The following is a 21978-nucleotide window of genomic DNA, read 5'->3' on the forward strand; positions in this document are numbered from 1 at the left end:
TTTTTGATCATCTACCTGAAAATAAAAAAAGATTTAAAAAATTCTCTTTTTTTAGCAGTTTTTTGGAGATGATCGTACAATATTTGTTTGACGTAAATAAAAGTACTTGTTTCTTCTTTCTTAAGGTGTGTTTAAAGCTGCTGCATGGTATATGGTTTACAAAAAATAGGAGAAACATTTTATCAAAAAAGATAAAATTATTTTTGAATGAATATAGAAAAAAATGATCAGTACAAGAGAAAAGATTATGATACAGTAAACGAACAACTTAGATAAATATGTTGTGCTATTTATTTTTAAAAAGGAATAGCAAGGAGAATAAAAATGAACGAAAAAACTCTTTTAATTTATGGATTATCTGAAGAACGGAAAAGATACGCAGAAAGTATAGGATATGTTGATAATCCAAACTACAGAAAAAAACTATATAAAGTTAAAAATATTTCGCCTTTTTACATTGATTTTTATAATTGTGAAATTGATGATATTTTAGGTAGAGAATACAAAAAAAAAATCCATTAGAAAGTAAGAATTCCTGCTGCTACTCTGAAGAACAATTTATAAAATTTTCAAAAGAATGGTTTAATTATGTGGATGATAAAAAGAAACATTGGTCATTATGGGAAAGTTACTATTATTGTACACAAACCAATCCAAAAAACGAATTAAAAACAATGTATCAAAGTGATCTTGATAAAGAATGTCCTTTTAGCGACCTACATATAAAAAGAGGATGTAAAATAGGGATAGATATAGCAAAGATTAATCCGGATGTTGAAATCCATTTTTGCTTAGATGGAATAGACATTAAAGATGTCATATCTAAAGCTCAAGGTGAAGGCATCTATGGTGGTTCTATGACGTCTAGTGAACTTCGCTATGTTTATCGCAATTGGGAGGAACTGAAAGAACGAGTGATTTTCGTGGAAAAAAGAGAAGCATCATGGGTAAAAGTAAAAGCTCCTTGGGTAAGAGAGCCAGAATTGTGGGAAGCATATAAACCAAAAAGTTGGTCTCAAAAGAAGGAGACAGCGATGAAAGCTTCAGATGTGGCGCAACAAGAAGGCGTAAAGAATAAAATACATAAAAACGAGAAGAAAAAAAGTCGTTTATCGTGTGTGATAAAAAATGCACGTGGCATTGCCAAACGAGTCCGCCCTCAATTGACAAATTCCAAAGAGAAGAAGTCTTGCATTCTTCTTTAGCTATTGATTAAAGAAATTATTTTTCAATGATTGTCAATTTACTGATTGAGTGGACTTTATCGTTCAAAGTTAGCAATTAGTATTTGAATAATTTAGTCTGATGTTAGTAGATTTTTTAGCTTATTAAGATTAATAGTTGAATGAAACCTCAGATTAAAAAATACAAAGGAGATTATTTGATAAGGAATAATCCATTAGGGTGAACGAAGCGATGAAAGTTGTTTCAAAATATTTAGTATGAGTAGGAGTGCAGATGATTAAAGAGAACGTGCTAATTTATGGTTTAGAAAAAGCACGATGGAAGTATACAAGAAGCTTAATAAAAGAAAATCCAAATATAAAAAAAATGCCTCTTTTTATAGATGACTATAATGACGGAGTTACATGGTTACTTGAAAAAGAAATTGCTCAAAAAAAGAAAGAGCCTAGTCAAAAAAGCTGTTGGGATTCAACTGAAAATTTTTCAGAATTTATAGAAAAAATGCCTATAATGATGAAAGAAAGACTGAATTTTCCGTTATGGTCGGCCTATTTTTCTCATTTCCAAAATAAACCTAAAAACCAATTACAAAAAATCTATCAATTTCAACTGCAAGAAATAAACAAAAACCAAAAAAATAAGTTTAATGTTAACAATATAAATACTTACTTGCATGTAAAAAGAGGCTGTAAAATTGGCTTAGAAATGGCAAAGAGTATTGCTAATCTAAAAATTTATTTTGTGTTAGATGGCTTGGATTTTAAAAGTGTTGTATTTAAAGATACCAAGCGATTTAAAAAAAGCTATACGGGGATAGAGTTACGCTATGTTTATCGTAATTGGGAAGAATTAAAGGATAAAGTTGTTTTTATTAAACAAAAAAAACAAGTAGAAGCGCCATGGAAGCAAGAACCGAAATTGTGGGATGCGTATATACCAAAAAGTCACCAGCAAAAGAAGGAATGTATGTTACAGAAGGAAAACGATAGCAAACGATTATGTTCTCAAGTTTTTTTTAACGAAAAAATAGGTAATGTAAAGAAGAAAATTTCTCATAATTTACGTAAAAAGTCAAAAAATTTAGAAAATCAGAAAATGATAAATAGTTTATCGATGGAGGGATTAAAGGCATCAGAGAAAGAGATGATCACAACCAAAAATGATACGACTGTAAAGGAAAAAAGAAGGTTTGTTAACTTAGTGAAATTTACAAGAAATGACTCTTATCATGTAGCTCATGTAGCAAAATCATCGGAAAAGTTAAAAAAAGAAAAAGTTAGTTGTTTTAGCTTGGCTTCTTACAGTAGAGATTGAACTTTTACCCAATAAAAACTGATCTTCTTTCTTTTTCTCCTCTTGCTTTTCTATCTGAAAGGAGAATGCTATACTAAAAGAGGATCATATTTTAGAAAGAGGTGTTTGCTTCATGTCTTGGGAACAAGTGTACCGACAATGGGTAGATGAAGAAAACTTAGAGGAAAATTTAAAAAAACAATTAATGGAGCTAAGTCGGGATTCTGAAAAATTAGAAGACGCTTTTTATGCTCCTTTAGAGTTTGGAACAGCAGGAATGCGTGGAATTTTAGGTCCGGGAATTAACCGAATGAACCGTTATACGGTGCGACAAGCAACAGAGGGGCTGGCCCGTTTTATGGATGCCCAAAGTGAAGAAACCAAACGGCGTGGTGTAGCAATTGCTTACGATTCACGTCATCAATCTCCTGAATTTGCTATGGAAGCAGCTAAAACATTAGCAAAACACAATATTCCTTCTTTTGTATTTGAAAGTTTACGCCCTACGCCGGAACTTTCTTTTGCAGTTCGACATTTGAATACGTTTGCGGGGATCATGGTAACGGCTTCACATAATCCGGCAGCTTATAACGGCTATAAAGTGTATGGTGAAGATGGTGGACAGATGCCGCCGGCTGATGCAGACGCGTTAACGAAATACGTTCGCGAAGTGAGCAATCCGTTAAAAGTAGAAGTATTATCGGATGAAGAAGCAAAAAATAGTGGATTGATCACAATAATTGGCGAAGAAGTGGATGCTGCTTATTTAGAAGAAATCAAAGCAGTGACGATTGATCAGGAATTAGTTCAAACGATGGGAAAAGATTTGAAATTAGTTTATACACCTTTACATGGAACAGGAAAAATGCTGGGAGAAAGAGCCTTAAAGCAAGCAGGATTTGAACAATTTGTGTTGGTGCCGGAGCAAGCGGTGGCTGATCCTGACTTTACGACGGTCAAATCTCCAAATCCAGAGGAACATTCTGCTTTTGAGTATGCAATGCGTTTGGGAGAAAAAGAAGGAGCGGATTTACTGATTGCTACGGATCCGGATGCGGATCGTTTAGGTGCAGCAGTTCGACAACCTGATGGAACGTATAAAGTGTTAACTGGCAACCAAATTGGTGCATTGTTGATTCAATATATTTTAAAAGCGCATCAATCTCAAGGGACGTTGCCTGAAAATGCAGCTGTTCTTAAATCAATCGTGTCAAGTGAACTTCCTACAGCGATTGCTGAAAATTATGGTGTAACGATGTTTAACGTGTTAACAGGATTTAAGTTTATTGCGGAAAAAATTCATCAATTTGAAGAAGATCATTCGTATGCTTTTATGTTTGGTTTTGAGGAAAGCTATGGTTATTTAGTGAGACCTTTTGTACGAGATAAAGACGCAATTCAAGCGCTCTTGTTGTTAGCGGAAGTGGCTGCTTTTTATAAAAAGCAAGGGAAAACACTTTATGATGGGTTGCAAATGATTTTTGAAAAATACGGCTATTTTGCCGAAAAAACTATATCTGTTACGATGAGCGGCCAAGAAGGTTCTGCTAAAATTGCTGCGTTAATGAAAAAATTCCGTGAACATGCACCAACGGAATTTGCTGGAGCTAAAGTCCTTCAAACAGAAGACTTTAAAGAGTTGACAAAAACTGATTCAGCTGGACGTGTAGAAAAATTAACTACACCGCCAGCAGATGTATTAAAATATGTGTTAGAAGAAAATGGCTGGGTGGCGATTCGTCCTTCAGGGACCGAACCGAAAATCAAATTCTATATCGGCGTAAAAGGTCATTCTACAAAAGAGGCACAAGAAAAAATCAACGCCTATGAAGCGATTATCCAATCGATTACAAAAACAAAAGAATAAAAAAAACTTGAGACTGATGGAAAAAGTGGTAAACTTTAGAAGTCAGTCTTTTTTGATGGAGGTGAACCGATTGTCAGACACAAAAAAAAGTCAAATAGAAAAAGTCAGTCAATTATTTAAAGTATTAAGTGATCCTACACGTCTGAAGATATTGATGTATTTAAAAGATGGTGAGCAAAATGTGACGGCAATCAGTCAAGCAGTGGAAATGGAACAATCTGCTGTTTCTCACCAGCTTCGTTTGTTAAGAGAAAATCATGTAGTAAAATCGCATCGCAAAGGAAAGGCTATTTTATACAGTTTAGATGATTTTCATGTATTAGATATTTTAGAACAGACGTTGAAACATGTGAAACACCAGTAAATTATTTTGTAAAAGATTGATAAAAGCAAGTGATGTTTTCTTGAAAAAGTAAATCAAGCACAATGACTAGTTTGTTTGATTTTATACATAACAATTTTTTTAAAGAAAAGATTTTGCTTTTATTGTTTTACAATTTTTTCTGAATTTTGGGCGAGAGTATTTTCCTCGCCCAAAATTTAGTTTTATTTATTTTTCTCCGGAAGAATCGGTTCCGTAGTAACTATGGTCTTCGAGTTTTAAAGCGTTTAAGATGAGTGAGGCTGTTTCTTCAATGGAAAGGGAAGCAACGTTAATGACTACGCATCCTAGTTTTTCATAAAGTTCATTCGCAAATTTTAACTCGGCACGAATTTTTTCAATATCGGAATAAGCGGTATCGGGATTGAGACCATAAGAACGCATTCGTTCTTTACGTATATTGTTCAAAATATCTGGATTATTCGTTAACCCAACAATTTTTTTCGGATCAATTTCCCAAAGCTGTTTTGGAATATGTGCTTGGGGAATCAGTGGCAAATTCGCCACTTTTAAATTTTTATTGGCTAGAAACAAACTTAACGGGGTCTTTGACGTTCTAGAGACGCCAAGTAATACAACGTCTGCTTCTAAAAAGCCGCGGGGATCTTTTCCATCATCATATTTTACAGCAAATTCCATGGCTTTAATTCGTTTAAAGTAATTTTCATTCAGTAAATGCAGAGCACCGGGTTGACGAGTAGGTTGAATGCCTGTTAAACGCTCGATTTCTTCAATGGGTGGCGTCAAGACATCAAAACTGAACAAATTATTTTTTTGACAAAATTCACAGGTTTGATTAATTAACTCTTGATTGATTAAAGTATGCAAGACAAGTGCTTTTTCTTCCAGTGCGTCTTGTAGTGCTTGTGCCAATGCTTCTTTATCGGTTACAAATGTTCGACGGAACAAATTAAATTCAACGGTAGGGTATTGCGCCATTGTGGCTTGTGCTAATTTTGTTGCTGTTTCACCAGCTGAGTCGGAAATGACAAAAAAAGTAACAAAGTCTGTAGATTCAAACATCATAAATAAAAAACCTCACTTGCATTTTTTTTATCTTTAGTATACCATACGAGTGAAGATGTACTTCGTAATCGTTTTGATTTGGAGGGTAAATCTTGAAAAAACAGACATTGGTGGAACAAGCATTAGCAACGCTGAAAAATAACGGATTTAAGTATACGAAAAAACGGGAAGCATTACTGACATATTTAGTCAAAAAAAATCGCTATGTTTCAGCAAAAGAAGTATTTAATTATATGAATCAGGAATTTCAAGGGGTAAGTTATGATACCGTCTATCGAAACCTTCATGATTTTTCTGAGCTTGATTTATTGGAAGAAACGGATTTAAATGGTGAAATGAAGTTTCGCTTCCATTGCTGTCAAGAAGAGATAGGACATCATCATCACTTTATTTGTACAGTTTGCGCAATGACAAAAGAAATCCATATGTGTCCTATGAATGATTTTGAAAGCCAGTTGAACGGTTGTACGATTGAAGGACATCGTTTTGAAATTTTTGGACGGTGCGAAAACTGTCAATGATTCGCTTTTATTAACTAGCCGAAAACAGTAATGTTTTTAGATAAGCGCAGTTCAAAAATTAGCCTAAGATTCCCTTGACGGTCAAAACAGCATTCGATATAATATTTGTAGAACAGTCTTGTTTTTTGGATGATAATTTCAATAACAATTACGGTTACTTTTTAAGCTCGGAGGGAGGGAATTACTATGTCAAAAACAGTCGTTCGCAAAAACGAATCACTTGACGATGCTCTTCGTCGCTTCAAACGTTCCGTGTCAAAAGCGGGTACTTTACAAGAATCTCGTAAACGTGAATTCTACGAAAAACCAAGTGTAAAACGCAAGAAAAAATCTGAAGCAGCTAGAAAACGTAAAAAATTCTAGTTCTTTGATGAATTGGAGTTGGTAGTGTGTCACTACTAAGTAGATTGAACGATGACATGAAGACAGCGATGAAAGCTAAAGATAAAGAATCTTTACAAGTCATACGTATGATTAAATCATCGATTCAAAACGAACAGATTAAAGAAGGTCACGACTTGACAGAAGAAGAAGAATTAACCGTGTTGTCGCGTGAAATGAAACAACGACGTGATTCTTTGCATGAATTTGAAGAAGCTGGGCGTGACGATTTAGCTGAAAAGGTGAAAAGTGAAATAGCAATCGTTGAAAAATATATGCCGGAACAGCTTTCTGAAGCGGACATTCGTCAACTTGTTCAAAAAGCGATTACGCAAACGAACGCTTCTTCCGTGAAAGAATTTGGCAAAGTCATGGGAGTGATTATGCCTAAGGTCAAAGGAAAAGCAGACGGCAGCCAAGTCAATGCAATTGTAAAAGAATTATTGCAATCTTAATCTTGTTATACAAAACTGCGGACAGGAATGTTCGCAGTTTTTTGTGTGTAAAAAAAATGTAAAATCAGAAACAGTACATGTAAAAATAAAGTTTTTTACAGAAGTGAGGTAAATTAAAGGAAAAATAGAAATTCTTACCTTAAAAAATACGTGAAATTTGATAAAAATTGACGACCAAATTTTTCGTAACGGGTTAGTGTAGAAACGTCTACTTCTGATTTTTAAGTAATAAGGTAAAATAAAATTTTCTCTATACTTTTTTATTTTTGCCGCCCGACTTATAGGAGCCAGTGCTACAAAAGAATGTTCTTAAATTAGACGAATGAAAAAATTAGAAAAAACGAACTTCAAAGGAAGCTTTTTTATTTGCTATATAGTTTTTTACTATTATGGTAAAATAGGAAAGAATGATTTGAAGCAAAGGAGATGTCTATTTTTGACAGAAGCGTCTAGTTTTTTAGAGATTAGATTAACAGCAGTTGATGATGTCAGCATGCTATTAGGTACACATGATAAGCATCTAAAATTAATCGAAGAAATGACAGAAACCATTATCCATACTAGAGGGGAAATGCTCCAAATTGTTGGAGAAGAGCCGGGACTTTCATTAGCCAGTTCAGTCATACGGACGTTACAAGAATTAATCAAACGTGGCATTCACGTCAGTACGCCAGATGTTGTGGCTGCCTTAAAAATGGGGCAAAAAGGAACGTTGGATTATTTTATTGAAATGTATGAAGAAGAAATTGTTAAAGACCGAAACGGCAAGCCGATTCGTGTAAAAAACAGCGGGCAAAAAAAATATGTGGAGGCGGTTGCTACACACGATGTTGTTTTTGGCATAGGTCCTGCTGGAACGGGGAAGACATTTTTAGCGGTTGTACTGGCAATTGCAGCTTTGAAAAAAGGCGAAGTGCAAAAAATTATTTTAACGCGCCCGGCAGTGGAAGCAGGAGAAAATTTAGGATTTTTACCCGGGGATTTGAAAGAAAAAGTTGATCCTTATTTGCGTCCCGTTTATGACGCACTTTATCAAATTTTTGGTTTAGATCACACCAATCGCCTGATGGAACGAGGCATTATTGAAATTGCACCATTAGCTTATATGCGTGGGCGGACGCTTGATGACGCTTTTGTAATATTGGATGAAGCGCAAAATACTACTGTCGCACAAATGAAAATGTTTTTGACACGTTTAGGGTATCAATCAAAAATGATTGTCAATGGAGACGCAAGTCAAATTGATTTGCCAAAAGGAACAGTGAGTGGTCTGATTCATGCAGAACGTACATTAAGACAGATTAAAAAAATTGCTTTTGTTAATTTTGAAGCAAGTGACGTGGTTCGTCATCCTGTTGTAGCCGAGATCATCAAAGCTTATGAAAAGGCAGATTTTATCAAGCCCAAAGCTTAGGAGGATAAGCAAATGTTGAACAACATACTGCAACAATTGCAGGCAAAATTAGGAAAGACCGCAATGCCTTTTTTATTGTTTTTATTTTTTGTTATTATTTGTGGGGTTACCTTTAGCAGCGTGAAACAAAAAGCTAATGACTTTAAAGAAGGACAAGTGGCAGAAGAAAGTATCCGAGCAAACAAAACTATTGAAAATACAGAAGAAACAGAACAAAAAAGAAAGCTAGCGGCAGAAGCTGTGACTCCTGAATATACGTATCAGCAAGATTTAGAAGAAGAACAAATGAGTCGAATCAAACAGCTTTTTGAACTGATCGATAAAACCAATGAGTCAATAGATAAAGCATATAAAGAAAAAGTTGACAAAGCAAAAACTAATGAAAATATACCCAAACCAACAGTAGAAGAACGAATCGCCGCATTAAAGAAGAATTTTGAAAGTGCAAATGCAGAAAACGTCGCTTTTTACCAAAAGCTTCCGACAAATTTTTATACAAAAATATTTAGTATGACAGCTAGTCAGGTTACAAGCGTGCGTGATGAAAGTCTTAGACTGATTGGTGAGCAAATGAATAAACAAGTACGAGAAAGTGATTTAGAGACTTTTAAGCAAGAAGCAAAAGACCAAATCCAATATTTAAATATCTCAGCCGATCAGCAGCAAACGATCCATTACCTTGTGGATCAAGGAATCGTTGTAAACGATGTGTTAAATGAAAAGAAAACCCAAGAGTTAAAGCAAGCAGCAAGAGAAGCTGTTCAACCAGTAATGATTTATCAAGGAGAAATCATCGTTCGTGAAGGCAATCAAATTGACGCAGAAGCCATGAAAAAACTTGAACTGCTAGGATTAACCAACCAAACGACTTCGATTTTTCCTTTAGTGGCTATGATTTTAGCCGTTCTTTTACAAATTGCGGTACTCGTTTATAACTCGATGCAGTATCATGAAGCAGGAAAGCGTACGGAATATATTCTTTTTTATGTGACGGCAATGTCCATTAGTGTTTTACTAATGAAATTTTTTCAACTTTTTCAAACTGAGCAGACAGCATATATTCCACTTTTTTATCCCGCTGCATTTGTTCCTTTAGTTTTAAACTTTTTCTTGAATCGTAGAGCAGGAATCATGGCTGCTTTATTCCAAGCTGTATCTGCCCTTTTTATTTTTTATGGTTCTATTGGTACTAATTTTTTGCCAGTTATTTTAATGGTTTATTTATTTTCAGGTTTACTGGCTACAGTCTTAAAACGTCAGAGGGTTTCGGAACAATGGTTTTCTGCAATGATGTGGGTGATTCTTTTTCCTCTAATGATGGATATTGTGTTAATTATTTATCAGGGGATGAGTTTTGGTAACGAAACAACATGGTTGACACTTATTTGCGGCTTTATGGGAGCATTATTGTCTTACTTATTAACTATGGGGTTGCATCCTTATATTGAGTTGATGGTCAATGATGATAGTGTAATCGTATTGAACGAATTAAGTAATCCTAATCACCCATTATTAAAACAATTGCTGGAAGAAGCGCCGGGGACTTATCATCATAGCATGATGGTGGCAAATTTAAGTGCAAATGCGGTGGCTGAAATTGATGGTCGTTCATTGTTGACACGTGTTGCTTGTTATTATCATGATATTGGAAAAATCAAACATGCCAGCTTTTTTGTCGAAAATTTGCCTTCTGGGGCAGAAAATCCCCATAATTTTTTATTGCCAGAAGATAGCAAACAAATTATTTTTGGTCATGTGACAGATGGAGCTAAAATCTTAGCAGAATATCGCATGCCTCAAATGGTGATTGATATTTGTCGGCAACACCACGGTACGACGTTAATGAAGTATTTTTATATCAAAGCAAAAGAACGGAATTCAAAAGTAACAGAAGAACAATTTCGTTATCCGGGACCTAAACCACAAACAAGAGAAGCGGGGATTGTGAATATTGCAGATAGTTGTGAAGCAGCTGTTCGAGCGATGGAACATCCTACTGGAGAAAAAATCGAAAAGTTTGTTCACCAATTAATTGAAGAACGCATCTCGGATGGTCAACTTGATGAGAGTGGTTTAACATTGGGAGAAATTCGAAAAGTTGAAAAATCACTCATTAACGGCTTAAGCAGTACTTTCCATTCAAGAATTAAATATCCTAAAATGAAAACTGAAGCAAAGAAGATGAAAGAAGCGAACAAAAGCTAGTAAAAAAGTGCTAAAAAGCAAGAATAAGAAAGAAGCGATAGAGATGGATATTACATTTATGGACGAAACACGAAAAGTTTCGACAGAAAAAATCAATGAAATCGAGGATCTTTTACAATTTGCAGCCTCTTACTTAAAATTACCGGATGATACGGAAATGTCGGTTACTTTTATGGATAATATAGCTATCCAAGAAATTAACCGAATTTACCGCGGAAAAGATACGCCAACGGACGTGATTAGTTTTGCCTTAGAAGAAGAAGGCGAAGGTGAAGTGCCTGTAGTTTTTGAAGAAGGCGACAATCCATTGCCTCGAGTACTAGGAGATATTATGATTTCCACTGAACGTGCAGCTGAACAAGCGCATGAATACGGACATTCCTATGACAGAGAATTGGGCTTTTTGGCTGTTCATGGTTTCTTGCATATTAATGGCTATGACCACATGACTCCAGAAGATGAAAAAGTGATGTTTGGTTTGCAGAAAGAGATTTTAGATGCGTATGGACTTAAAAGATAAAAAATGTGAGAAAAACGTAGGGAAAAATAAGCATTTCTTAATGTCCGTAGAATTTGCCGTTCAAGGGATTAAAACTGTATTTTCAGAAGAACGCAACATGAAAAAACATGTGGGATTTGGCTTGTTTGCGTTTTTTATGGGGTTTGTGTGTCAATTGAACTTGATGGAATGGCTATGGCTATTTTTAGCGGTTTTTTTGGTTTGGATTGTTGAAATTTTAAATACGGTTTTTGAAAATGTTGTCGATATGGTAACAGATTTTCACTTTCATCCAATTGGGAAAAAGATTAAAGATATGGCCGCAGGGGCCGTGCTTATTACCGCTTTTTTTGCAGTTATCGTTGGTTTCATCTTATTTGTGCCTAAAATCTATCAAATGTTTTTTTATTAAAGGAGAAGAATATGCTAGAACATAAATCAGGATTTGTTGCTATTGTTGGACGTCCAAATGTGGGGAAATCTACTTTGTTAAATCGCATTGTTGGGCAAAAAATTGCGATTATGAGCGACAAAGCACAAACGACTAGAAATAAGATTCAAGGTGTTTATACGACACCAGCAGCACAATTAATTTTTATTGATACACCTGGGATTCATAAACCAAAACACCGTTTAGGAGATTTCATGGTAGACGCCGCTTATAGTGCCTTAAAAGAAGTGGATGCTGTGTTGTTTATGATCAGTGCCGATCAAACAAGAGGACATGGTGATGATTTTATTATTGAACGCTTGAAAAATATTCAATCACCTGTTTATTTAGTTATCAACAAGATTGATAAAGTTCATCCGGATGAATTGCTTAGTAAAATTGAAGATTATTCCACCCAAATGGCTTTTGCACAAGTTGTACCTGTTTCAGCTACACAAGGCAACAATGTGGAACGTTTGATGGATATTTTAGTTGAAGAAATGCCAGTAGGACCACAATATTTTCCAGACGATCAAGTAACTGATCATCCAGAATATTTTATTGTTTCAGAACTGATTCGTGAAAAAGTGTTAATTTTAACGAGAGATGAAGTGCCTCATTCTGTGGCTGTGGTAGTAGATACAATGAAGCGCAACGAAAATAATAAAATTCAAATTCAAGCAACTATTATTGTCGAACGTGATAGCCAAAAAGGAATCATTATCGGCAAAGGTGGAAAGATGTTGAAAGAAATCGGAACGAAAGCAAGAAAAGAAATTGAAAGTCTTTTGGGTGAGAAAGTATTCTTAGAATTATGGGTAAAAGTCCAAAAAGATTGGCGAGATAAAAAAGTCTACTTGCAAGACTTCGGTTACCGTAAAGATAATTATTAAAAGAGTGGATAACTAATAAAAATAAGAGAGCAAAATTGAAAGAGTGATGATTATAGCAAATGATAGATGAAGGGTGGGCTTCCTTTGAGGCTTCAATAAGACAGTGGGAAAGAAAGGTGATTCATTAAATAATTTTTCTTTTTCTTATTGTTTCTTTATGAATAGCATAAAAGCAGATGCGTAAACGAAAAGGAGGAGAAAAAATGAGCCAGCTAGCAGAATCAAAGGGAATTATATTGTTTAGTAGAAATTACAAAGAAAAAGATAAATTGGTGAAAATATTTACTGAATCTGCTGGAAAGATGATGTTTTATGTTAAAGGAATTCATCGACAAAATCAACCGTTAGCTCCGGCTCTCTTGCCTTTCACAGAAGCTGTATACATTGGTACTTTTAAAAATGAAGGGTTATCATTTATTAAAAGTGTAAAAAATATTCATCCTTTTCGAAAAATTCAAGAAGATATTTTTTTAAGTGGTTATGGAACCTACTTGTTGAATTTAGTAGATGCAGCTATTGAAGATCATCAATACGATCCGACCCTTTTCCAGTTCACGCAATTAGCTTTACAGAAAATGGATGAAGAAGATGACCCGCAGATCATTACTAATATTTTTGAAGTGCAATTATTACAACGTTTTGGTATCGCTCCGATTTGGACTCATTGTGTAGTTTGTGGGAAAAAACGCGGTAAATTTGATTATTCTTCAAAATTTGGAGGCATACTTTGTGAAGAACATTGGTCGATGGATTTACGTCGTTATCACGCTGATCCGCGAGCTGTTTATTTTGTCCGGCTGTTTTCATCTATTTCATATGATAAAATTAATGCAATCAATTTAAAAGAAGAGACAAAAGCAAGTATCAGACAATTGATTGATCAGTTATACGAAGAATATGTAGGAATTCATCTGAAGAGTAAAAAATTTATCGATCAAATGAAATCGTGGGAACATGTTTTAAAAAGACCTGTAACAAATGAAAAATCAACTGAAAATAAAAAAAAAGAGTAGAAATTTTAATAATCGTTTAAAATTATTTGACAAATGGTTGAATAAACGTCTATTATGAAATCTAGACGAATGAGAGTTTAGGCAAAAAGTGTAAGAACTACGAAGAAAAATAAATAAGTACGTTGAGCAAGATCAGTAAAAAATACGTAGCTAAAGCGAATTCGGGAAGGTGAAAGCCGAATGCTGGCGATTTTTGAAGAGGCACTTGTGAGTACTGTGAAAACGAAGCTGCCGAAATTTTCGGAAGTAGGGTGGAACCGCGAATTTATTCGTCCCTATGTTTGTGTAGACAAGCATGGGGGCTTTTTTTGTTGTTTCAAATTCTCATAATAAAATATTTTAGAATTGGAAGGAGTAGTACAAATGAACAAAAAACGATCCGTTCAAGAAATGATCTTGACCTTACAAAAATTTTGGTCAGCAAATGGCTGCATGTTAATGCAAGCTTACGATACAGAAAAAGGGGCAGGCACTATGAGTCCGTATACCTTTTTACGAGCGATTGGACCAGAGCCTTGGAATGCCGCTTACGTAGAACCTTCTCGTCGTCCGGCAGATGGTCGCTACGGTGAAAATCCTAATCGTCTGTATCAACACCATCAATTTCAAGTTGTCATGAAACCTTCTCCGGAAAATATTCAAGAGCTTTATCTAGAGAGTTTGCATTTATTAGGAATTGATCCTTTGGAACATGATATTCGTTTTGTAGAAGACAACTGGGAAAATCCTTCTATGGGATGTGCCGGTGTAGGCTGGGAAGTCTGGTTGGACGGTATGGAAATTACGCAGTTCACCTATTTTCAGCAAGTTGGAGGATTGCCATGTAAACCCGTGACTTCAGAAATCACTTATGGATTGGAACGTTTAGCTTCCTACATTCAAGAAGTGGAAAGTGTTTATGAGCTTGAATGGGCAGATGGTGTCAAATATGGAGAAATTTTTAAGCAGCCGGAATATGAGCATTCAAAATATTCATTTGAAGGAAGCGATCAAGAATTATTACTAAGCAATTTTGATCGTTTTGAAAAAGAAGCAAAACACTGTATTGATGAAAATCTTGTGCATCCAGCTTATGATTATATTTTAAAATGTAGTCATACGTTCAATTTATTAGATGCTCGTGGTGCTGTTTCTGTTACAGAACGTGCGGGGTATCTTTCACGTATTAGGAATATGGCAAGAGCGGTGGCGAAGATTTTTGTTGCTGAACGTGAAAAATTAGGCTTTCCTTTATTGAATAAAACTATAGAAAATCCGAAAAAAAACAAGGAGGCTGAATAAAATGGCAAAAGATTTACTATTAGAAATCGGCTTGGAAGAAATGCCTGCGCAGGTGGTTACGTCGAGTATGAAACAGTTGAAACAAAAAACAGTAAAATTTTTAGAGGAACACCAATTATCATATGCATCCATTGAGACGTTTTCCACTCCAAGGCGTTTAGCAATTAAAGTAACAAAACTTTCAGAGCGTCAAGAAGATCGTAAAGAAGAAATCAAGGGACCCACCAAAAAAATTGCGATAGATGCGCAAGGAAATTGGACAAAAGCCGCGGAAGGATTTGTTCGAGGACAGAAGATGACGACGGAAGACATTACTTTTAAAGAATTAAAAGGGGTGGAATATGTTTACGTAACAAAATATACTCGTGGAAAACCAACAAAAGAAGTATTGACTGGACTTGCCGAGGTAGTGAAAAGTTTGACTTTTCCTGTTACCATGCATTGGGCAAATTTTGATTTTGAATACATTCGCCCGATTCATTGGCTTGTTGCTTTGCTTGATGATGAAGTCATTCCTTTTGAAATTTTAGACTTAAAAACCGATCGAAATTCGTACGGTCATCGTTTTTTAGGAGAAGCAGTTAGTTTCTCGCACGTCAAGGAATATGAAGAGAAATTACAAGAACAATTTGTCATGGCTGCTCCTTATAAAAGAAAAGAAATGATTAGACAGCAAGCTATTGAATTAGCAACAAAAAATCATTGGCATCTTGACTTAGATGAAGATTTATTAGAAGAGGTAACTAATCTTGTTGAATATCCAACTGTTTTTTCTGGTGATTTTGACGAAAAATATTTATCAGTGCCTGAAGAAGTGTTAGTTACTTCTATGAAAGAACATCAACGTTATTTTGAAGTAAGAAATGATCAAGGCTGTTTATTGCCACACTTTCTTTCTGTGCGTAACGGTGATCGTGTGAAGTTAGAAAATGTGATTCGAGGAAATCAAAAGGTATTGACTGCTCGCTTAGAAGATGCGGAATTTTTCTATAACGAAGATCGCAAAATTCCAATTGCTGCTTGTGTCGAAAAATTAAAAACGGTCACTTTTCATGAGAAAATTGGTAGCATTTATGAAAAAATGCAGCGTGTACAAGTTATTGCACGTATTGTAGGAGAATCGGTAGGATTGACTGTTACGGAATTAACAAATTTACAGCGAGCAGCTGAAATTTACAAATTTGATTTAGTGACTAATATGGTAGGAGAATTTCCGGAGCTTCAAGGGATCATGGGAGAAAATTACGCGTTATTAGCTGGTGAATCTCCAGCTGTAGCAACTGCTATCAAAGAGCATTATAGACCGATTTCAAGTGAAGGCGAATTACCGGAAACAAATATTGGTGCGGTGCTTGCAATAGCTGATAAGCTAGATAGTATCTTCTCATTCTTCACGGTAGGAATGATTCCAAGCAGTTCGAATGATCCATATGCGTTGCGTCGACAAGCGTATGGTATCGTTCGTATTATAGAAGCAAAAAGATGGGCTTTTCCTTTGATTCATTTACAAGATGAAATTGATCGAGTCATTAATGAGGACAAGATACGCTTTGGGATTGAATTAGCTAATGGACAAAATGAAGTGATTGAGTTTATCAAAGGACGTTTGCGACAACTGTTAACGACAAAACAAATACGTCATGATGTGATTGATGCGGTTTTGAATGCCAACCAAAAAGATTTAACGAATATTTTTGCGGCGGCACAGTTGTTTAAAGAACAAGTGGAGGATGAAACGTTTAAGCCTTCAATGGAAGCTTTAACTCGCGTAGTTAATTTAGCGAAAAAAGCGCATCAAGAAATGCCGGCAGAAATTGATCCTTCACTATTTGAAAATGAAGCAGAAAAAGAATTGTATCAAGCTGTACAATCTATACGCAAACAATTTGAAAATCAAACGATTGAAGAAAATTATGAACAGTTGGTGGCTCTGCGTCCTTTGATTGATGCGTATTTTGATCAAACAATGGTGATGGTTGATCATCCATCTGTACGAAACAACCGTTTAGCACAATTAAAACAAATGGCTGATATGATTCTTTCAATTGCAAGTTTTGATCAATTAATTACTAAATAAAAGAGAAAAACAAAAGTAGAGGGAAGACGATTCTGTGTTCCCCTCTTTTTTTAAGTTAGTTTCAGCTTTTAGATTGAAAAAAGTAAAAAGAAAAAAGAACGCTTCAAAAAAGGTGAGTGTATTAGCTGTTTTTATAAGTAAAAATAGGAAAAATGACAGCTTTTTTGTAAACGAAAATACCGTTTTTTTCTTTTATTGAAATGAACGAATGATTGTATTAATTGTAGAAAATGAAATGATTGATGATGAAAACGAATGTAGTGATAAAAAAGGAACATTTACATAAAAAAATTTTTAATAACTGAAGTGGAATAATTATTAAAAAATTCAGTTGATTGATAAAATAATAAAATTTATTTTAACGGATTTATTTTATAAACATACTTTATTTAGAAAAGAAATTTAGGTATAATTGTGTTTAGTGAGTTTATTGTTATGTTAAGTACTAAATAGTATTATTTTTGGTTTCTCGTTCAATAAAATGCAGTCTAGTAAAGTTCCTTCATTTTTATAATAAAAATGAACCTGACAGCAACGGTTAGTAGCTTTATTCGAGTTAAAAGTGTATTGACTTAGCTAAAAAGAGTGTGTAAACATGTAAGAATGTTCCTATAGCAGATAATATCAGATAAGAATACCCAATGTAAAAGGTATAAAAACACGATAAAAAATTTCAAGATTTTCTAGAAACAGCAATTACTACTCTGTAGTACATATTCTTGAAATAAAGAGAAAATGAATGTTGCAAAAAAATGAAACAATTTTTTTAGTGAACAGCATTACATCCATTTTTTTACGTATACAAAAAGGAAAAGGTTTCAGTTAAGACGAGTTTTTATATCAAAGTATCTTTCATTAAAAATAAAGCCATGCAATTGGAAATTGCGTAATAATTAATCTAGAGAAGAAGTAGGAAAGTGGAGAAAAATGGAAGGAACAATAAGCATAAAAGAAGTCATCAAAATATTTCGTAAACATATCATGACTATAGTTATTTCACTAATTTTTGGGGGAGTCATAGCAAGCTCAGTAACATTCTTTATTATCCCTCCTAAATTTAGTTCACAAGCCCAATTGATTGTTAAATTGCCTCAGTCAAGTGCAGCAAATGCAAATGATGTGAATATCAATTTGCAGATGATCAATACTTATAAAGACATGGTAGTTAGTGATGTTGTTTTAAATACAGTCAAAGAACGATTGAAATCAGAAAATCATGTATTCATGTCAGCCGAAGAAATTAAAAAAGCAATTTCTGTCAATCAGTCTCAAAATTCACAAATGTTTTCGATTCAAGCGATTAGCGTGAATCCTAAAGTCGCTCAACAAATTGCTAATACAACTGCGCATGTGTTTCAAAAAAAAGCTAAATCTGTGATGAATGTGGATAAAATATCAATTGTTTCTGGCGCTGCTGTGGAGAAAATTCCTGTTTCGCCAAATAATAAATTAAATGTAGCCATTGGCTTGGTTTTAGGTCTACTTGTGGGGATGCTTCTTTCTTTCTTCCTTGAGATATTGGATCGTACAATAAAAGATGAAAAAGATGTGTCTGAACTTTTAGACATTCCAATCTTAGGAACAGTATCTGAAATGACTGCCAGAGATGTCCACGTGAACAGCCAAAAAGAAAAAATAACGCCACAGATGAAACGAACAAGTAAAAAGTCGAGAGCTTCTCGAAGAAAACGTTCGAAAATTTAGGAGGAGAAAGATGAAACGTATCATAAAACGACGTGCAGCTCAGAAACAGCCGAGTGGTTTAGTTACTGTGACGAATCCTTTTTCAGGAATTTCAGAACAATATCGAACAATTCGTACCAATATCCAATTTGTCTCGCCTAATGGACAGCAAACAAAAACAATTGTCGTTACTTCTTCTGAACCAGAAGAGGGAAAGTCAACTACTGTAGCAAATTTAGCGGTAGTATTTGCTAAATCAGGTCAGAAAGTTTTAGTAATTGATGCTGATATGCGAAAACCTGCACTTTATAAAACGTTTCAATTAGATAATGGCTACGGATTAAGTAATATTCTCAGTTCAAATGAAGCAATCAGTGAAGGAATTCAAAAGACGCCGATTGATCATTTATCTGTTTTACCTAGTGGCCCAACTCCATCTAATCCCTCGGAGTTACTAAGTTCGCAAAGAATGGATCAACTGCTAGTAGAAGTAAGACAATTTTATGACATCGTGATGATTGATGTGCCGCCAGTAGTTGCTGTAACAGATGCGCAAATTGTAGCATCAAAAGTAGATGGCACCCTTCTTGTCGTGCGCGAGAGTGCTTCACGAAAAGAATCGTTGCTTAAGGCAAAAAAGTTATTGGAAATCGCTCAAGCTAATATGCTAGGTATCGTGTACAACGGAGCAAAACAAAGTAAAGATGCTAGTTATTATTACTATGGAAACTAGCATAAAGGAGGCAAGAGAAATGATTGATTTACATTGCCATATTTTACCGGGAGTTGACGATGGCGCTCAAACGCTTGAAGATAGTCTGGCAATGGCTGAGCAGGCCGTTGAACAAGGAATCACTCATATTCTGTGTACCCCTCATCATAATAATGGAAAATATAACAATCCCAAAAAAAAAGTGCTTTCGCTTGTCGCCTCTTTGCAAAAAGAATTTGAAAAGAGAAATTTACCGTTAATGTTATTGGCAGGACAAGAAGTTCGTATCACTGGCGATTTAATCGAAGCCATTCAACGAGATGAAATTCTCTTTTCGGATTCAGAGGATACGTATCTTTTGATTGAATTTCCAACATTAGAAGTGCCACTGTATACGGAAAAAATTTTCTTTGAATTATTAAAACTAGAAAAAATACCGGTTATTGTTCATCCTGAACGGAACGCTTATTTTAGAAAAGACCCTAATCGTTTAATCCCCTTTCTTGAAATGGGATGTTTCGCGCAACTTACAGCACCAAGTTATATCGGACGATTTGGCAAAGACATCCAAAAAACAGCAAAAAAAATGGTTAAACACAATTTGGTTCAAATGGTTGCTTCAGACGCTCATGGAAACAAAAGACGCCCCTTTTATTTAAAAGAATGTTATGAACAAATCGCCAAAGATTTTGGGAATGAAAAAGTAAAACAAATGATGCAAGTTACTAAAGCTTTGATTAATAAAAGAGCAATTGATTATCCAATGTATGAATGGATCAACAAAAAGAAATTTTGGTTTTTTTAAGGGGGGAGAGAAGTGTTGAGGCTAACAAGAAAAAGAAAAATCGGTGTCTTAATAATTATAGATAGCTTATTGTTGATTTTTGCGAATATGGCCACCATTGATTTTTTTAAGCCTTTCATTCATATAGAAAGGGATTTTATATTTGCTTCTTCGGGAGAATTAAGTGGTTTTTATTTGTTTTATGGAAGTTTGTTTAAAGTCTTTACTCGAATTAATCGTTACACAAATTTAAAAGAGATAGAGGCAATTTTTGTTTCTTTGTCTCTTTCAGTAAGTACAAGTCTCTTAGTCTTATTTTTTATCCACTTCCCTTATCCATTGCGCTTATTTGCTATTACTTATATTTTTTCTTTATTATTAATTATTGGAAGTCGTTTAGTTTGGAGGGAGTTTATCGAAAAACAACATGTAAAAACAGGCTCGGTAAAATATGTTAAAAAGGCAATAATTGTAGGGGCTGGTGAAGGTGGAAAAATTCTATATAATATCTTATTTCGATCAACAACAGCAAACGATACCCATGTGGTTGGTTTTGTTGATGACGATCCCGATAAACAAAATACATATCTTTCAGGGAAAAAAATAATTGGAACGACCAACGATTTACCTAATTTGATCAAAAAACATAAAGTTCAGATAATTACGATTGCTATTCCTTCTCTGCCGAAAAAAAAACTAAGCACAATCTTTCAATTGGTGAAATCAACCCACGTGAAAGTCACCACCATGCCATCTATAGAAGAACTTGCTTCTGGTAAAGTCAGTATCTCCAAACTAAAAAATATTGATGTAGTGGATTTACTAGAAAGAGATGAGGTCGAATTAGAGATTGAATCAATCAAAGGTCAGTTAACAGGCAAAGTTATTCTTGTTACAGGAGCAGGTGGATCCATAGGTTCAGAAATTTGCCGTCAAATTTTGCCGTTTGCTCCAGATACACTCTTACTTTTAGGGCATGGAGAAAATTCAATTTATTTGATTGACCGAAAATTACGTCTGTCTGAGCAAAAAAATCAGACAAAAATTGTACCAATTATTGCAGACATTCAAGACCATAACAAAATGATTGAAATCATGAAAGAATTTCAGCCGGATATTGTTTACCATGCTGCCGCCCATAAACATGTCCCGTTAATGGAACTTAATCCAAAAGAAGCGGTAAAAAACAACATCTTTGGTACAAAAAATGTAGCTGAAGCAGCTAAAAAAGCCAAAGTAAAAAACTTTGTGATGATTTCAACTGATAAGGCAAATAATCCGCCTAACGTCATGGGAGCGACAAAGTGAATTGCCGAGTTGATCGTCACTGGTCTGAATGAAGCGCAAGGAACAAAATTTTCAGCCGTTCGTTTTGGAAATGTATTAGGTTCTAGAGGAAGTGTCATTCCTCTTTTTCATGAACAAATCGCCAAAGGCGGTCCGATAACGGTTACTGATTTTCATATGACTCGTTATTTTATGACGATTCCTGAGGCCAGTCGTTTGGTCATACAAGCAGGTGCTTTGGCTAAAGGGGGAGAAATCTTTATTCTAGACATGGGGGAACCAGTTAAAATCGTTACTTTGGCAAAGAATATGATCCGACTTAGTGGATACCACGAAGATGAAATTGAAATACTTGAAACAGGGATACGTCCCGGAGAAAAATTATATGAAGAATTACTGTTAGACAAGGAGAGAAATGACGAAGCAGTATATGAAAAAATTTTTGTAGGCAACATCAACGGCTATTCGCTTCAAAAAGTATTGGATTTTATCAATCAATTGCCAACCGAAGAGAAGCAATTAGCAAGAGAAGTCATTCGTTTTGCGAACGCTTCCAATCAGTGAGTAAGTGCTAAAGTGAAAAAATAAGG

General features: G+C 34.9%; 20 protein-coding genes and 1 pseudogene. 20 read left to right on the forward strand and 1 reads right to left on the reverse strand.

Annotation, left to right across the window (positions count from 1 at the left end; all coding sequences use genetic code 11):
- Positions 1–324 precede the first annotated feature (324 nt).
- The 5 genes from RV14_RS03925 to RV14_RS03945 all read left to right on the forward strand — a co-directional run bounded on the left by RV14_RS03925 (position 325) and on the right by RV14_RS03945 (position 4709).
- A complete protein-coding gene (locus RV14_RS03925) occupies positions 325–522 on the forward strand; it encodes a hypothetical protein (protein WP_071855006.1) in 198 nt (65 codons plus the stop codon).
- Between the two features lie 68 nt (positions 523–590).
- Entirely contained in the window at positions 591–1205 is a 615-nt protein-coding gene (locus tag RV14_RS03930) for a hypothetical protein (RefSeq protein WP_071855007.1), read from the forward strand.
- A 253-nt stretch (positions 1206–1458) separates the two neighbouring features.
- The gene (locus RV14_RS03935) at positions 1459–2499 is read left to right on the forward strand and encodes a hypothetical protein (RefSeq protein ID WP_071855008.1); all 1041 of its coding nucleotides are present in this window, start codon (positions 1459–1461) and stop codon (positions 2497–2499) included.
- Between the two features lie 112 nt (positions 2500–2611).
- Entirely contained in the window at positions 2612–4345 is a 1734-nt protein-coding gene (locus RV14_RS03940) for a phospho-sugar mutase (RefSeq protein ID WP_071855009.1), read from the forward strand.
- A 16-nt stretch (positions 4346–4361) separates the two neighbouring features.
- Positions 4362–4709 (forward strand): ArsR/SmtB family transcription factor, encoded by a 348-nt coding sequence (locus tag RV14_RS03945; RefSeq protein ID WP_174544629.1) that lies wholly within the window; start codon positions 4362–4364, stop codon positions 4707–4709.
- 186 nt (positions 4710–4895) lie between these two features.
- On the opposite strand, the gene RV14_RS03950 is transcribed toward RV14_RS03945, so the two are convergent.
- A complete protein-coding gene (locus RV14_RS03950) occupies positions 4896–5753 on the reverse strand; it encodes a pyruvate, water dikinase regulatory protein (protein WP_071855010.1) in 858 nt (285 codons plus the stop codon).
- A gap of 92 nt (positions 5754–5845) precedes the next feature.
- On the opposite strand from RV14_RS03950, the gene RV14_RS03955 reads away from it, so the two are divergent.
- From RV14_RS03955 to RV14_RS04025, 15 genes and pseudogenes are all read left to right on the forward strand, one after another.
- Positions 5846–6274 (forward strand): Fur family transcriptional regulator, encoded by a 429-nt coding sequence (locus RV14_RS03955; RefSeq protein ID WP_071855011.1) that lies wholly within the window; start codon positions 5846–5848, stop codon positions 6272–6274.
- Between the two features lie 186 nt (positions 6275–6460).
- Positions 6461–6637: a 30S ribosomal protein S21 gene (gene rpsU / locus RV14_RS03960; RefSeq protein WP_002356740.1), complete on the forward strand. Its 177-nt coding sequence runs from the start codon at positions 6461–6463 to the stop codon at positions 6635–6637.
- Positions 6638–6663: 26 nt separating this feature from the next.
- Positions 6664–7110, forward strand: coding sequence for a GatB/YqeY domain-containing protein (locus tag RV14_RS03965; RefSeq protein ID WP_071855012.1), 447 nt, complete (start codon positions 6664–6666; stop codon positions 7108–7110).
- A 436-nt stretch (positions 7111–7546) separates the two neighbouring features.
- Positions 7547–8524 (forward strand): PhoH family protein, encoded by a 978-nt coding sequence (locus tag RV14_RS03970; protein WP_071855013.1) that lies wholly within the window; start codon positions 7547–7549, stop codon positions 8522–8524.
- A gap of 12 nt (positions 8525–8536) precedes the next feature.
- A complete protein-coding gene (locus RV14_RS03975) occupies positions 8537–10729 on the forward strand; it encodes an HD family phosphohydrolase (RefSeq protein WP_071855014.1) in 2193 nt (730 codons plus the stop codon).
- A 43-nt stretch (positions 10730–10772) separates the two neighbouring features.
- The gene (gene ybeY / locus RV14_RS03980; protein ID WP_071855015.1) at positions 10773–11249 is read left to right on the forward strand and encodes an rRNA maturation RNase YbeY; all 477 of its coding nucleotides are present in this window, start codon (positions 10773–10775) and stop codon (positions 11247–11249) included.
- The gene (locus tag RV14_RS03985; protein WP_174544631.1) at positions 11233–11640 is read left to right on the forward strand and encodes a diacylglycerol kinase family protein; all 408 of its coding nucleotides are present in this window, start codon (positions 11233–11235) and stop codon (positions 11638–11640) included. The genes ybeY and RV14_RS03985 overlap by 17 nt, the downstream gene beginning before the upstream one ends.
- A gap of 11 nt (positions 11641–11651) precedes the next feature.
- Positions 11652–12551: a GTPase Era gene (gene era, locus RV14_RS03990; protein ID WP_071855017.1), complete on the forward strand. Its 900-nt coding sequence runs from the start codon at positions 11652–11654 to the stop codon at positions 12549–12551.
- A 203-nt stretch (positions 12552–12754) separates the two neighbouring features.
- Positions 12755–13564 carry a DNA repair protein RecO gene (gene recO, locus RV14_RS03995; RefSeq protein WP_071855018.1) on the forward strand — a complete coding sequence of 270 codons (810 nt, stop codon included), beginning with the start codon at positions 12755–12757 and terminating at the stop codon, positions 13562–13564.
- A gap of 363 nt (positions 13565–13927) precedes the next feature.
- Entirely contained in the window at positions 13928–14845 is a 918-nt protein-coding gene (gene glyQ, locus RV14_RS04000) for a glycine--tRNA ligase subunit alpha (RefSeq protein ID WP_071855019.1), read from the forward strand.
- 1 nt (position 14846) lies between these two features.
- Positions 14847–16922 carry a glycine--tRNA ligase subunit beta gene (gene glyS, locus RV14_RS04005; RefSeq protein ID WP_071855020.1) on the forward strand — a complete coding sequence of 692 codons (2076 nt, stop codon included), beginning with the start codon at positions 14847–14849 and terminating at the stop codon, positions 16920–16922.
- Positions 16923–17849: 927 nt separating this feature from the next.
- Positions 17850–18626 (forward strand): YveK family protein, encoded by a 777-nt coding sequence (locus RV14_RS04010; RefSeq protein ID WP_071855021.1) that lies wholly within the window; start codon positions 17850–17852, stop codon positions 18624–18626.
- A 10-nt stretch (positions 18627–18636) separates the two neighbouring features.
- Positions 18637–19338, forward strand: coding sequence for a CpsD/CapB family tyrosine-protein kinase (locus RV14_RS04015; protein WP_071855022.1), 702 nt, complete (start codon positions 18637–18639; stop codon positions 19336–19338).
- A gap of 19 nt (positions 19339–19357) precedes the next feature.
- Complete coding sequence (locus tag RV14_RS04020; protein WP_071855023.1) at positions 19358–20122, forward strand: tyrosine-protein phosphatase; 765 nt, start codon at positions 19358–19360, stop codon at positions 20120–20122.
- A 12-nt stretch (positions 20123–20134) separates the two neighbouring features.
- A pseudogene (locus RV14_RS04025) lies at positions 20135–21952 on the forward strand (polysaccharide biosynthesis protein).
- The last annotated feature ends 26 nt before the right edge of the window (positions 21953–21978 follow it).

Origin of the sequence: Enterococcus ratti (assembly GCF_001886195.1) — a bacterium.
Taxonomy (GTDB): Bacteria; Bacillota; Bacilli; order Lactobacillales; family Enterococcaceae; genus Enterococcus_B; species Enterococcus_B ratti.

Coding starts and splice junctions, on each gene's coding strand:
- RV14_RS03950 (WP_071855010.1), bottom strand. CDS start 5,753: ATGATGTTTGAATCTACAGACTTTGTTACTTTTTTTGTCATTTCCGAC.
- glyS (WP_071855020.1), top strand. CDS start 14,847: ATGGCAAAAGATTTACTATTAGAAATCGGCTTGGAAGAAATGCCTGCG.
- RV14_RS03940 (WP_071855009.1), top strand. CDS start 2,612: ATGTCTTGGGAACAAGTGTACCGACAATGGGTAGATGAAGAAAACTTA.
- RV14_RS03985 (WP_174544631.1), top strand. CDS start 11,233: ATGGACTTAAAAGATAAAAAATGTGAGAAAAACGTAGGGAAAAATAAG.
- RV14_RS04015 (WP_071855022.1), top strand. CDS start 18,637: ATGAAACGTATCATAAAACGACGTGCAGCTCAGAAACAGCCGAGTGGT.
- RV14_RS03935 (WP_071855008.1), top strand. CDS start 1,459: ATGATTAAAGAGAACGTGCTAATTTATGGTTTAGAAAAAGCACGATGG.
- RV14_RS04010 (WP_071855021.1), top strand. CDS start 17,850: ATGGAAGGAACAATAAGCATAAAAGAAGTCATCAAAATATTTCGTAAA.
- RV14_RS03945 (WP_174544629.1), top strand. CDS start 4,362: ATGGAAAAAGTGGTAAACTTTAGAAGTCAGTCTTTTTTGATGGAGGTG.
- glyQ (WP_071855019.1), top strand. CDS start 13,928: ATGAACAAAAAACGATCCGTTCAAGAAATGATCTTGACCTTACAAAAA.
- recO (WP_071855018.1), top strand. CDS start 12,755: ATGAGCCAGCTAGCAGAATCAAAGGGAATTATATTGTTTAGTAGAAAT.
- RV14_RS03925 (WP_071855006.1), top strand. CDS start 325: ATGAACGAAAAAACTCTTTTAATTTATGGATTATCTGAAGAACGGAAA.
- ybeY (WP_071855015.1), top strand. CDS start 10,773: ATGGATATTACATTTATGGACGAAACACGAAAAGTTTCGACAGAAAAA.
- RV14_RS04020 (WP_071855023.1), top strand. CDS start 19,358: ATGATTGATTTACATTGCCATATTTTACCGGGAGTTGACGATGGCGCT.
- RV14_RS03975 (WP_071855014.1), top strand. CDS start 8,537: ATGTTGAACAACATACTGCAACAATTGCAGGCAAAATTAGGAAAGACC.
- era (WP_071855017.1), top strand. CDS start 11,652: ATGCTAGAACATAAATCAGGATTTGTTGCTATTGTTGGACGTCCAAAT.
- rpsU (WP_002356740.1), top strand. CDS start 6,461: ATGTCAAAAACAGTCGTTCGCAAAAACGAATCACTTGACGATGCTCTT.